Source organism: Pseudomonas germanica, from assembly GCF_019614655.1.
Lineage (GTDB): Bacteria > Pseudomonadota > Gammaproteobacteria > Pseudomonadales > Pseudomonadaceae > Aquipseudomonas > Aquipseudomonas neuropathica.
In genome coordinates this window covers 5828065-5841338 of sequence record NZ_CP071586.1, presented here as the reverse complement: position 1 = coordinate 5841338, position 13274 = coordinate 5828065, and the positions used below count along the sequence as shown (strand labels likewise).

Genomic DNA, 13274 nt, shown 5'->3' with positions numbered 1-13274 from the left:
CAAGAACAAATTTTCAGCCGCGCTTGGCCCGGTAAATCCGGAAACCATTGCCTTCGGCCTTGACTGCACAGACGCCCAGATGCTCTTCGATCAGCGGTTGATACTTGAGGAAGCTGTTCGCCACCAAGCGCAGTTCGCCGCCATTTTTCAGGTGTTTGGCCGCTTTTCGCAGCAAGTTCTCGGTTGCGAAATAATCGGTGTGCACGCCGACATGGAACGGTGGATTGCTCAGAATCGCACTCAAACCCATCGGCGCGGCATCGATACCGTCGCCAGTCAGCACTTCAGCTTCCAGACCATTGGCCGCCAATGTCAGGCGACTGCTGGCGGCGGCGAACGCATCGACATCAAGCAGGGTCACCTGATTGTGTGGGTAGCGACGCTTGACCGCAGCGCCCAGAACACCGGCACCGCAACCGAAGTCGAGCAGATGGCCGCTCGGCAATTTGTCCAGATGCTCCAGCAGCAGGGCGCTGCCGCGATCCAGGCGACCGTGGCTGAACACGCCCGGCAGGCTGATAACTTTCAGCGGACCCTCGGCCAAAGGCAATTCATAGGTCTGCGCCAGGCTTTCCAGGGATTTCACTTCAGGGGCGTTGGCCACGGTGACTTGCCAGAGCTGGCAATGACGCGCGCTGTCGAGTTTGCGCGGCTTGCCGAACGGGTTGAGCTGCTTGGATGCGCCTTCGATGCCGCTGCGCTTTTCCCCGACCAGAAATACTTCACGCCCGGCCAGACGCGAAGCCAGGGCGTTGAGGATGTAGTCGGTGAGGTCTTTGGACTTGGGCAGAAACACCACGGCGCTGTCGAATTCTCGCTCGGGTATGTTCACGCCAAAATGGCTACGGCCTTCAAAGCGTGCGTCCAGCGCGGCCTGGTCGCCGGCATGCCAGCACCAGCCAAATGCGTTGGGCAGGCGCCCGAGCAAATCGTCGGCAGGCAAACCGGCCAACAACAGCGAACCTTGAAATAACTCGGGCTGACGAAGCAGTACTTCACTGCGCGGATCCATAACTGCTCCTCAAAAAAAAGTGCCGCAGTTTATCAACTGACGACCCGCAGCGCCTTACCGCTGAAGAACGCCTGAGCGTTTTCGGTCAATTGGCCGACGATGCGCTGCCGAGCCTCGCGGCTGCCCCAGGCGTTGTGTGGCGTAACGATCAGGCGTGGGATGTCCGCCGCGAGCAACGGATTGCCTTGGGTCGGCGGCTCTACACTCAACACATCGGTGGCCGCGCCGCCAAGGTGACCGTTGCGCAGGGCTTCGGCCAGCGCCTGTTCATCGATCAGACCGCCACGCGCGGTGTTTACCACGAACGCACCGGGCTTCATCGACGCCAACTCGCGAGCACCGATGAAATGGCGAGTGTGTTCGTTCAGCGGGCAGTGCAGGGTGAGGGCGTCGATCTGCGGCAACAGTTCATCCAGCGGCAAACGATCCGGACGAGCAGGGCGCCCGGGAATCTGCCCGAGCAACACGCGCATGCCGAACGCTTCGGCCAATCGCGCCACAGCGCCGCCGAGTTCGCCATGACCGAGCAGGCCGAGGGTTTTGCCTTCCAGCTCGACAATCGGATAGTCGAGCAGGCAGAACTGTTTGGCTTGCTGCCAGCGACCTTCGCCAACGGCTTTTTGATAATCGGCCAGACGCGTGGCGAGGTTGAGCAACAGCATGATCGTGTGTTGCGCCACCGACGGCGTGCCGTAACCCTGGCAGTTGCACACGGTGATGCCCTGAGCACGAGCGGCGACGAGGTCGACGTTGTTGGTGCCCGTGGCGGTGATCAGGATCAGTTTCAGAGCGGGGTTGGCGGCCATGGCGGCAGCGTTGATCATGATCTTGTTGGTGATCGCCACCGTCGCCCCTTGCAGGCGCTCGGCAACCTGCTCGGGCAAGGTCTGGGCGAAAAGCTGCAGATCGCTGAAACACTCACGCAGCGGACTGAGGTCGAGGTCGCCGAGATCCAGCGAAGGGTGATCAAGGAATACCGCGCGGTGCGTGTTGGTCATCAACTGTACCTTTCGTGCTGTGAGCGTAGGGCGTAATCTGCCGAGCCTACCAGATGAAACAAATTGATACGCTTGGCCGAAAGGAGCCCCCATGTACTGGACCGAGTTCTTGACCGTTGCACTGATCCACTTGCTGGCCGTCGCCAGCCCCGGCCCGGACTTCGCCGTGGTGGTGCGCGAGAGCGTGACCCACGGTCGCAGCGCCGGCACCTGGACCGCGCTGGGCGTGGGCACGGCGATTTTCCTGCACGTTGGTTATTCGCTGCTCGGTATCGGCCTGATCGTGTCGCAATCGATCGTGTTGTTCAACGCGTTGAAATGGGCGGCGGCGGCTTACTTGCTGTACATCGGCTTCAAGGCATTGCGCGCGCAACCAGCGAAAGCCGTGGCCGATGACTTGCACAAAGAGGCCGGCGTACGCACGGCGCGCGGCGCGTTCACGTCAGGCTTCGTGACCAATGGTCTGAATCCGAAAGCCACGCTGTTCTTCCTGTCGCTATTCACCGTGGTGATCAACCCGCACACGCCACTGGCGGTGCAGGCCGGTTACGGGATTTACCTGGCGGTCGCGACTGCGTTTTGGTTCTGTCTGGTGGCGATGTTGTTTAGTCAGCAGCGGGTGCGTGCCGGTTTTGCCCGCATGGGCCACTGGTTCGACCGCACCATGGGCGCGGTGCTGATCGCTCTCGGCGTGAAAATCGCGTTCACCGAGATGCACTGATCTCAGAACCGCGACTTAAATCTGTGGGAGCGAGGCTGCTCGCGAAGGCGTTGGGTCAGTCGACATTATTGGTGGCTGAAAGACCGCTTTCGCGAGCAGGCTCGCTCCCAAAGGGCCTTACACAAGTTCGCTGAGTTTGCTCAGGGTGTTCAGGTAGTCGCGGGGATTCTCTCCCAGCAAACGGCGAAACATCGCGCTGAACGCCCGTGCGCTGCCGTAACCCAAGTCCTGCGCCACACGCTGCACGCTGTCCCCAGCGAGCAGGCGCGGCAGGGCTTCCATCAGGCGCAGTTGCTGACGCCAGGCGTTGAAACTCATCTGCACTTGTTGCTGAAACAGCCGCGCCAGCGTGCGTGAGCTGGCGCCGACCTGCTGCGCCCAGTCTTCCAGCGTATTGGTGTGATCGGGGGTGTGCAGCAGTGCCAGACAGATATTTTGCAGACGCCGGTCGGTTGGCATCGGAATGTGCAGCGGCAGGTTTTCCAGACCGGCGAGCTCTTCCAGCATCAACTGCTGAATCAGCGGATTGTCGGCATGCGGCGGCCCTTGCACGGCACGCAGGATCAGCTCGCGCAGCAGCGGCGTCACCGCCAATACGCAGCACTGTTGCAGGCTGGCGGGTGACAGTTCTGGGGCGATGAACAGCGAGCGCATCTGCACGTCGCCGCTCATGAAAATCTCGTGCGCCACTTCTGGCGGAATCCACACCGCGCGACTTGGCGGAATCACCCATGCACCCGAGTCCGTGACCACGCGCATGATCCCGCTGACGGCATACAACAACTGCGCCTCACGATGCAGGTGCAGCGGCTGGTGCGCGCCATCCAGATAATCCCGGGGGTAGGCGCTCACCGGGCCGTGTTCGAAATGGCTGATCAACATGTCTGATTCGATGACTTGTCTGGCAGGAATGCGCTTTGTGGCCAACTTAGCATAGCGCCACACAACAACGTAAAGCGTGCCGCCATGAATCAATCCAGAAACGTCATTCGCTATATCAACGCCGCCCATGTGATCGATCACATGTTCATGCTGATATTTCCCGCCGCCGTGCTCGGTATGACGCAAGCCTTCGGTCTCGACTACGCCACGCTAATCGGCCTGTCACTGGGCGGCTTCATTGCCTTCGGCGCGTGTTCGCTACCCGCTGGTTGGCTGGGCGATCACTGGAGTCGGCGGCAGATGATGCTGGTATTTTTCTTCGGCATCGGCGCTTCAGCGATTTTCACTGGCCTGAGCAGCAGCCCGGCCATGCTGGTGATCGGTCTGACCCTGATCGGTATTTTTGCGGCGATTTATCACCCGGTCGGCACGGCGATGTTGGTCGCTTATGCACAAAATCGCGGCCGGGAAATCGGCATCAACGGTATGTGGGGGAATCTGGGTGTGGCGTTTTCGGCGCTGATCACCGGTTTGCTGGTGGCGCAATTCGGCTGGCGCTCGGCGTTTCTGATACCGGGCGCAGTGGCGATTGTGCTGGGGGTTGGCTTCGCCTTGCACGTGCGTGAAGAGCCGATTCCGAAGCGTGCGCACACGCCACTCAAGGGGGCCGCTGGCCAGCGTATTTCCATGCTCATGGTGTTCGGCGTGCTGGCGCTGGCGACGGCCACTGGCGGCGTGGTGTTCAACGCCACCACCATGACCTATCCGAAGCTGTTTCAGGAGCGTTTGCATGAGCTGTTTGCCTCGCCGCAAACCCTTGGTGTGGTGGTCAGTCTGGCCTATGCCTTTGGTGCGGTTGCACAGTTGAGCATTGGTCGGGTGTTGCATCGGCTCAGCCTGAAATGGCCGTTCATTGTCCTGACGCTGTGCCAGGCACCGCTGCTGTTTGCGCTGGCCTATGCCGACGGCTGGGCGGTGATCGCCCTCGGCGCAGCGTTCATGTTCGTGGTCTTCGGTCAGGTCACCGTCAACGATGCGATGGTCGCCAACTTCGTCGCCCCGCAATGGCAATCACGGGTGTTCGCCCTGCGTTACTGTTTATCGTTCGGTGCCAGTGCGACGGCGATTCCGCTGATTTCCTATGTCGAACCGCGCCATGGTTTTGTAGGCCTGTACTTGATTCTTGCGGGTTTCGGCGCTTTGACCTTCCTTGCAGCAGTCGTATTCCCACGGACGCCTTCCGAGGAGGCTGTAGGGCAAACTGCCTGATCAATAGCGAAAACCGGCAAATGCTGGCGCAAAGCTAGCATTTGTACGGCTTTGCAAATCATTCCTTTGGCTGATTTGGCTGGCGTATAAGGGTTCTAGAGTACCGATCTCTACGCCAACACCGTGCAGTCAGAAAAGGGATTCTTATGTTGCAGACTCGCGTCATTCCCCCGGCCGATGGGGCCTACCAGTATCCATTGCTGATCAAACGGCTGCTGATGTCCGGCGCCCGTTACGAGAAAACCCGCGAGATCATTTACCGTGACCAGATCCGCTATAGCTACCCGACCCTGATCGAGCGTGTGGCGCGGTTGGCCAACGTGCTCACGGCGGCCGGTGTGAAGGCCGGTGACACCGTGGCGGTGATGGACTGGGACAGCCATCGTTACCTGGAATGCATGTTTGCGATCCCGATGATTGGCGCGGTGATTCATACCATCAACGTGCGCCTGTCGCCGGAACAGATCCTCTACACCATGAACCACGCCGAGGACCGCTTTGTGCTGGTCAACAGCGAGTTCGTCGGTCTTTACCAGGCAATCGCACCGCACCTGAGCACGGTCGAGAAAACCCTGCTGCTGACTGATCTGCCGGAAAAAACCGCCGAGCTGCCGAACCTGGTCGGTGAGTACGAACAACTGCTGGCCGCCGCGAGCCCGCAGTACGACTTCCAGGACTTCGACGAAAACTCGGTCGCCACCACCTTCTACACCACTGGCACCACCGGCAACCCGAAAGGCGTGTATTTCACCCATCGGCAACTGGTCCTCCACACCATGGGTGTGTCGACGATCATGGGCGCGATCGACAGCGTGCGCCTGCTCGGCACCAACGACGTGTACATGCCGATCACACCGATGTTCCATGTACACGCCTGGGGCCTGCCGTATGTGGCGACCATGCTTGGCCTCAAACAGGTTTATCCGGGGCGCTACGATCCGGAGTTTCTCGTCGAGTTGTGGCGCAAGGAGAAGGTTACCTTCTCCCACTGCGTGCCGACCATCCTGCAAATGCTGCTCAACGCCAAAGGCGCGCAGGGCACCGATTTCGGCGGCTGGAAAATTGTCATCGGCGGCAGCGCGCTCAATCGCACCTTGTATGAAACCGCCAAGGCGCGGGGTATTCAGCTCACCGCTGCGTACGGCATGTCGGAAACCGGGCCGCTTGTATCCTGTGCGCACCTCAATGATGAGTTGATGGCCGGCACTGAAGACGAACGCACCACCTACCGGATCAAGGCCGGCGTGCCGGGGCCGCTGGTGGAAGCGGCGATTGTCGATGCCGAGGGTAACTTTCTCCCGGCCGACGGCGAGACCCAGGGCGAACTGGTGCTGCGTGCGCCATGGCTCACCGAAGGCTATTTCAACGAACCGCAGAAGGGCGCCGAGCTCTGGGCTGGTGGCTGGTTGCACACCGGCGACGTTGCCACACTCGACAGCATGGGCGTGATCGACATCCGCGACCGCATCAAGGATGTGATCAAGACCGGCGGCGAATGGATCTCCTCGCTGGACCTCGAAGACCTGATCAGCCGTCACGTTGCGGTACGCGAAGTAGCAGTGGTGGGCATCGCCGATCCGCAGTGGGGCGAGCGTCCGTTTGCCTTGCTGGTAATCCGTGAAGGGCATGTGATCGGGGCACGCGAGCTCAAGGAACACCTCAAGCCGTTCGTGGAATTGGGGCACCTGAGCAAGTGGGCGATCCCGAGTCAGATCGCCCTTGTTACCGAAATTCCCAAGACCAGTGTCGGCAAGCTCGACAAGAAGCGCATCCGCCTCGACATCACCGAATGGCAGGCCAACAACAGCACCTTCCTCTCGACACTTTGAGTGTCTGCTGGCGCGCCGAAACCGGCGCGCCAGACCCACCAAGCAAGCGCTTGGCTTGTGAAATCGAAAAAATCAGCCATCCTTGCCGTGCCGACATGCGTCGGACTGGCGAAAGGACTGTTCCAGAGTGGTTGGCAGCTGCAAATCACACTTTAGAGGGATCAAGCAGTACCACCTGCTGGCTATAGTCCGCTCAAGGATTTTTAAGAACGGGGCACACGCACAAAACGGGGCGATGCATTTTTGGAGTGATTTCGGGTTGTCTCTGGCACCCGGTCCTTCAGGCGTTTTTAAAAGTACTCACTGCCATAACAATAATGCACATGGAGTAGCGTCGATGACCTCAGTAAACCAGTTCTGGCGCCGGGCGAAACTGCCTCTGGCAGTCAGTCTTGCCTCTTCGCTCGCCGGGCCCGCATTCGGCGTCAGTTTCAACGTCGGTGAAATCGAAGGCCAGTTCGACTCATCCCTGTCGATCGGTGCCAGTTGGTCTACTCAGAGCCCGAACAAGAACCTCATCGGCGTCAACAACGGCGGCCACGGCCTGTCGCAAACGTCCGATGACGGTCACGCCAACTTCAAGAGCGGTGAAACCTTTTCGAAAATCTTCAAGGGCATTCATGACCTTGAACTGAAGTACGGCGACACCGGCGTGTTTGTCCGTGGCAAATACTGGTACGACTTCGAACTCAAGGACGAAAGCCGCGAGTTCAAGGACATCAGCGATTCGGGCCGCAAAGAGGGCGCCAAGTCGTCCGGCGGGCAGATCCTCGACGCCTTTGTCTACCACAACTACGCGATCGCCGATCAGCCGGGCTCCGTGCGTTTGGGCAAGCAGGTGGTGAGCTGGGGTGAAAGTACCTTCATCGGTGGCGGCATCAACTCGATCAACCCGATCGACGTTTCCGCGTTCCGTCGTCCGGGCGCCGAGATCAAGGAAGGCCTGATCCCGGTCAACATGTTCTACGTGTCCCAGAGCCTGACCGAAAACCTTTCGGCCGAAGCGTTCTATCAGCTGGAATGGGACCAGACCGTCGTCGATAACTGCGGCACGTTCTTCTCGCAGCCAGACATCGTTGCCGACGGTTGCAACGACAACCTGCGCGTGCTGAACAAGCGTTCGCAAATCCCGGCCATTGCCCTGGGGCCGTTGGCGGCCAACGGTGTCAACGTCAACGAAGAAGGCGTTCTGGTGCGCCGCGGTCCGGATCGTGATGCCCGTGACAGCGGCCAGTGGGGCGCGTCCTTCAAGTACATGTACGAACCGCTGGACACCGAGTTCGGCGCCTACTTCATGAACTACCACAGCCGTGCGCCGATCTTCAGCGCCACCGGTGCTCCGCAATCGGTCTACAACACCGCGCGCGCGCTGCCGGGGCCGTTTGCGGCACTTGCGCCATTGCTGGTCGCGGGCAACTCGAATTACTTCATTGAGTACCCTGAAGACATTCGCCTCTACGGTCTGAGCTTCTCCACCACCCTGCCTACCGGTACCGCGTGGAGCGGTGAGATCAGCTACCGTCCGAACGCGCCGGTACAACTGAACTCCACCGACATCCTGTTCGCCGGTGTGCGTCCGATCGGCGGGGCACTGACCAACGCTTCGATCCTCAATGGCGTGCCGGGTCAGGATCTGCACGGTTACGAGCGCAAGGAAATCACCCAGATCCAGACCACGTTCACGCACTTCTTCGATCAGGTCATGGGCGCCAGCCGTCTGACCCTCGTCGGCGAAGTCGGCGCGACCTACGTCGGCGGGCTGGAAAGCCGTTCCGACAAGCGCTATGGCCGCGATCCGGTGTACGGCCCGGGTGAGTTGCCGGCCACTGGCGGTGTGAATACCTGCGCCAATATTCTCAACGCCAGCACCATCAATGGTGCCGGGCCGGGCTCACCGCAGAACAACCGCAGCCGCAATTGCGACAACGACGGCTTCACCACCTCGATGTCGTGGGGCTACCGCGGTCGCGCCATCTGGGAATACAACGACGTCTTCGCCGGTGTGAACCTCAAGCCGAACGTGGCCTGGTCCCACGACGTCAGCGGTTACTCGCCAGGCCCTGGCGGCAACTTCGAGGAAGGTCGCAAAGCGGTCAGCCTGGGCGTCGATGCCGAATACCAGAACACCTACACCGCGAGCCTGGCGTACACCAACTTCTTCGACGGCAAGTACACCACTGTGGATGACCGCGACTTTGTTGCGCTCAGCTTCGGCGTGAACTTCTAAGCACTGCATTTCAGGACGAACGAATTTATGAAAATAACAAAGAGTCTGTTCCACGCCGGTGTTCTGGGCCTGTCGCTGCTGGCGACCGGCGTCATGGCCGCCGTGCCTGCTGCCGAAGCCGACAAACTGGGCAAGAGCCTGACGCCGATGGGAGCGGAAATGGCCGGTAACGCCGACGGTTCGATCCCGGCGTGGAAGCCGCTGCCGAAGAATGCCGGCTCGGTCGACAGCAAGGGTTTCCTGTCCAATCCATACGCCAGTGAGCAACCGCTGTTCACCATCACTGCGAAAGATGTCGACAAGTACAAGGACAAGCTGGCGCCAGGTCAGTACGCGATGTTCAAGCGTTACCCGGACACCTTCAAGATGCCGGTCTACCCGTCCCATCGTGGTGCGACCGTGCCGGATGACGTGTTCGCAGCGATCAAGAAAAACGCCACCACCACCAACCTGGTGTCCGGCGGCAACGGTCTGGAAAACTTCGATACCGCTGTACCGTTCCCGATTCCAAAAACCGGTGTGGAAGTCATCTGGAACCACATCACCCGCTATCGCGGCGGCAGCGTGACTCGTCTGGTGACTCAGGCCACGCCGCAACCGAACGGCTCGTACAGCCTGGTGTACTTCCAGGATCAGTTCGTGTTCCGCGACAAGATGAAGGACTACGATCCGGCGAACCCGGGCAACATCCTGTTCTACTTCAAGCAGAAAGTGACCGCGCCGGCACGTCTGGCCGGTGGTGTGCTGCTGGTGCACGAAACTCTCGATCAGGTGAAGGAACCACGTTCGGCGTGGGTCTACAACGCCGGCCAGCGTCGTGTGCGTCGTGCGCCACAAGTGTCCTATGACGGTCCGGGTACTGCGGCGGATGGCCTGCGTACCTCCGACAACCTCGACATGTTCAACGGTGCGCCTGATCGCTACGACTGGAAGCTCGAAGGCAAGAAAGAGATGTACATCGCCTCCGACAGCTACAAGCTCGACGATCCGAAACTGAAGTACGCCGACATCATCAAGGCCGGTCACATCAACCAGGATCTGGCGCGTTACGAGCTGCGCCGCGTCTGGCATGTGGTTGCCACCCTGAAAGAAGGTCAGCGTCACATCTACGCCAAACGTGACTTCTACATCGATGAAGACACCTGGCAAGCAGCGGTGATCGACCACTACGACGGTCGCGGCCAACTGTGGCGCGTCGCCGAAGCGCATGCCGAGAACTACTACGACAAGCAAGTGCCGTGGTATGCCCTGGAAACCCTCTACGACTTGCAGTCCGGCCGCTATCTGGCACTGGGCATGAAGAACGAAGAGAAGAGTGCGTATGACTTCGGTTTCACCGCCACCACCAGCGACTTCACCCCGGCCGCACTGCGTCAGGATGGCGTTCGCTAACCCGCTGTAACCCGAGGCCGCATCCTCGTGAAAACGCCCCGACTGGTTCGGGGCGTTTTTTTGCGTGTAGCCTTTTTGTAGCCATTTGTAGCAGCAACCTTCATAACCGGTTCGTTTAAGGCTAGTCTGCGGACATCTGCAATGCCGCCAACAGCAATTCGAACAAGAGCCGGCCATGACTGATCTGTCCCCACTTCCGGGTCCCGCAAGTGTTGCCGTCGCGGCACTGGACGGGCGTTTTTTCCGCCCGCCGCTGCCCGACGGCTACGTCTTGCGACCACGCCTTTGCGAGCGCCTGCAGGCCGGGCTCGGTGGGCGTCTGTTGCTGGTCAGTGCCCCTGCCGGGTTTGGCAAGAGTTCGCTGGCGGTGGAGTTCTGTCAGAGTCTGCCGGCACACTGGCAAAGCCTTTGGCTGGGCCTGAGTCCTCGCGACAGCGACCCGGGGCGCTTTCTCGAACGTCTGCTCGAAGGCTTGCAGGACTACTTTCCGCAACTGGGCAGTCGCGCACTCGGCCTGCTGAAAATGCGCCAACGCCATCAGCCCTTCGCCTTCGAAGAATGGCTCGACGGCCTGCTCGATGAACTGACCCTGCACCTCGATCCCGATGCGCCGCTGCTGTTGGTGCTCGACGATTACCATCTTGCGCAAGGCCCGGTGCTCGATCGCTGCCTGCAGTTTTTCCTCAACCATTTGCCCGATGGCTTGCTGGTGATGGTCACCAGCCGCCAGCGTCCGGACTGGCATCTGGCGCGCTTGCGTCTGTCACGGCAGTTGCTGGAGTTGCATGAAGCGGATCTGCGCCTGACTCACGACGAAGCCCTGACCTTGCTCGATCGCCACAGCAGTTCGCTGCGCGGTGAAGCGCTGGAAAACCTGATCCAACGCAGCGAAGGCTGGGTCGCCGGTTTGCGGTTCTGGCTGCTCGCGGTGTCTGAGGCCGGCAGCGATGCGGCGCTACCGCAAGCGTTGAACGGGGGGGAAGGGCTGATCCGCGACTATCTGCTGGAAGAGGTCATCGACTGCCTGCCGGCCGAGGTGCAAGCCTTTCTGTACGACACCGCCCCCCAGGAACGCTTTTGCAGCGAGTTGTGCGACGCCGTTCGCGAAGCCCACGACAGCGCCGAGATCCTGCGTTTCCTGTTGGCCCATCAGGTCTTTCTGGTGCCGCTGGACGAGCACGGTCACTGGTATCGTTATCACCATTTATTTTCGGATTTGTTGCGCAGTCGGCCGATTGCTCAGGCGATGGTGCCGACTGCAACGCTGCACCTGCGTGCCTGTCGCTGGTTCAACGCACAAGGGCTGCTGGATGAAGCCGTGGAGCAGGCGTTGCGCGCCGGTCACCTGGATGTTGCGGCAAATCTGGTACAGAACCTCTCGGAGGAGCAACTGCTGGCCGAGCAAAACGTCGGCATGCTGCTGCGCTGGAAAATGGACCTGCCAGACAGCCTGTTGATCAGCACCCCGCGCTTGATCGTGTTGTACAGCTGGGCGCTGGGGCTGGCCTGTCAGCTCGATGCCGCCGAAGAGTTGTCCAGCCATCTGAGCCGTTTCCTGCCGGCGCCTTCCGCTACCGCGCAAAAGTCGATGCTGGCGCAATGGCTGGCGTTGAGCGGGATTATCGCTCGAGGGCGTGGGCACCGTGAGCTGACGATCAGATATTGCACCGAGGCCCTGGAAAGCCTGCCGGCCAAACGTTATGGCCAACGGCTGATGTGTCTATCGACCTTGTCCAATCTGGCCATTGCCGATGGCGATCTGTGGCGTGCACGCGGTCTTAACCGCGAATCCCTGGAGCTGGCGCAGCGGGTCGGCAATCCGTTGTTCGAAGCTTTGGCCCATTACGACCGTGCACGGGTGTTGCAATCGCGTGGCGAAATCCTGCGCGCACTCGATGAAGTCCATCAGGGCCTTGAGCGACTGCGTGGTTTGTCGCCACAACGTCTGTACGCGGTGCGCGCTCGGCTGACGTTGTATGAGGGTTTTCTGTTGGCCATGCGCTTGCAGCCTCAGGCGGCACGCGTGCGGTTGTTGGCCGGGATCAGCGAGGCACGAGCCTGTCGCGATATCAGCGTATTGATCGGCCATTGTGTCATCGCTCGTCTGGACGGCAGCAGTGGCGAATTCGCCAAGGCTTTTGCCGAACTCGCCGAAGCCGAACGCCTGATGCACATCTGGGACGTGCCGCCGATCTACTACCTGGCGATGATCACGCTGGTCAAATGTGAACTATGGCTGGCGCAGGGCCGTACTGATCTGGCCGAAGCGTGGCTGGCGCGATTGGGCCAGACCTACACCGGCGAACGCGCCGCTGCGCCGCCGGAGTTCCATCCACAACTGCCGCTGCATGTGGAACTGCAACAGGCGTTGCTGGACATTATTCAGGGGCAACCGATGCTCGCCGAAGGGCGTTTGAACGTGTTGCATGAAAACGGCCAGCAAACCGGCCGGCAGTTGCTCAGTGTGATGGCGTTGACGCAGAAGGTGGCGCTGTTGCTGGCAGGTGGCCGCGAGCCTGAAGCGCGCAAGGCATTGGGTCAGGCGCTGGAAGCAGCCGCCGGAGGCGTGCTGCAGCCGTTCGATGCCTTGATGAAGGGGCACGAGAATTGGCTGCGAAGCCAATTGCAGACTTCGCCGGCGCTCACAGGACAGCAACTGCTTGATCACTTCCCGCCAGCGACGTCTCGCCCGGTTGTGGATTGCGCAGTGGCTGAGCAACTCAGCAGCCGCGAACTGGCGGTACTACGCCTGATCGCCCAAGGCTGTTCGAATCAGGAGATCAGCGAACAGTTGTTTATCTCTTTGCATACCGTGAAAACCCACGCCAGCCACATAAACAGCAAGTTGGGGGTCGAGCGGCGCACGCAAGCGGTGGCCCGGGCGAAAGAATTGGGGGTGTTGCAGTAGCCGGAGCTGGATGCCTCTGGCGCAAGGCGAACCTTG

The 13274-nt window shown here is 60.4% G+C and carries 9 protein-coding genes; 6 read left to right on the top strand and 3 right to left on the bottom strand.

Features of this window, described 5'->3' with window-relative positions; all coding sequences use genetic code 11:
• Positions 1–13: 13 nt before the first annotated feature.
• Positions 14–1012, bottom strand: coding sequence for a class I SAM-dependent methyltransferase (locus J0G10_RS25800; RefSeq protein ID WP_220556981.1), 999 nt, complete (start codon positions 1010–1012; stop codon positions 14–16).
• A 32-nt stretch (positions 1013–1044) separates the two neighbouring features.
• Positions 1045–2010: a 2-hydroxyacid dehydrogenase gene (locus J0G10_RS25795; protein ID WP_095050631.1), complete on the bottom strand. Its 966-nt coding sequence runs from the start codon at positions 2008–2010 to the stop codon at positions 1045–1047.
• Positions 2011–2101: 91 nt separating this feature from the next.
• Between J0G10_RS25795 and J0G10_RS25790 the strand changes: the two genes are divergently transcribed.
• Positions 2102–2731: a LysE family translocator gene (locus tag J0G10_RS25790; RefSeq protein WP_220556980.1), complete on the top strand. Its 630-nt coding sequence runs from the start codon at positions 2102–2104 to the stop codon at positions 2729–2731.
• Between the two features lie 117 nt (positions 2732–2848).
• Here J0G10_RS25790 and J0G10_RS25785 read toward each other — a convergent pair whose 3' ends face one another.
• Positions 2849–3613, bottom strand: coding sequence for an AraC family transcriptional regulator (locus J0G10_RS25785; RefSeq protein ID WP_095125778.1), 765 nt, complete (start codon positions 3611–3613; stop codon positions 2849–2851).
• An 84-nt stretch (positions 3614–3697) separates the two neighbouring features.
• On the opposite strand from J0G10_RS25785, the gene J0G10_RS25780 reads away from it, so the two are divergent.
• The 5 genes from J0G10_RS25780 to J0G10_RS25760 all read left to right on the top strand — a co-directional run bounded on the left by J0G10_RS25780 (position 3698) and on the right by J0G10_RS25760 (position 13238).
• Positions 3698–4882, top strand: coding sequence for an MFS transporter (locus tag J0G10_RS25780; RefSeq protein ID WP_220556979.1), 1185 nt, complete (start codon positions 3698–3700; stop codon positions 4880–4882).
• Positions 4883–5028: 146 nt separating this feature from the next.
• The gene (locus J0G10_RS25775; protein ID WP_220556978.1) at positions 5029–6711 is read left to right on the top strand and encodes a fatty acid--CoA ligase; all 1683 of its coding nucleotides are present in this window, start codon (positions 5029–5031) and stop codon (positions 6709–6711) included.
• Positions 6712–7048: 337 nt separating this feature from the next.
• Positions 7049–8938 (top strand): DUF1302 domain-containing protein, encoded by a 1890-nt coding sequence (locus J0G10_RS25770; RefSeq protein WP_016985157.1) that lies wholly within the window; start codon positions 7049–7051, stop codon positions 8936–8938.
• Positions 8939–8965: 27 nt separating this feature from the next.
• Positions 8966–10330 (top strand): DUF1329 domain-containing protein, encoded by a 1365-nt coding sequence (locus J0G10_RS25765; RefSeq protein WP_095050635.1) that lies wholly within the window; start codon positions 8966–8968, stop codon positions 10328–10330.
• A gap of 175 nt (positions 10331–10505) precedes the next feature.
• Positions 10506–13238 carry a LuxR C-terminal-related transcriptional regulator gene (locus J0G10_RS25760; protein ID WP_095125775.1) on the top strand — a complete coding sequence of 911 codons (2733 nt, stop codon included), beginning with the start codon at positions 10506–10508 and terminating at the stop codon, positions 13236–13238.
• Positions 13239–13274: the final 36 nt, after the last annotated feature.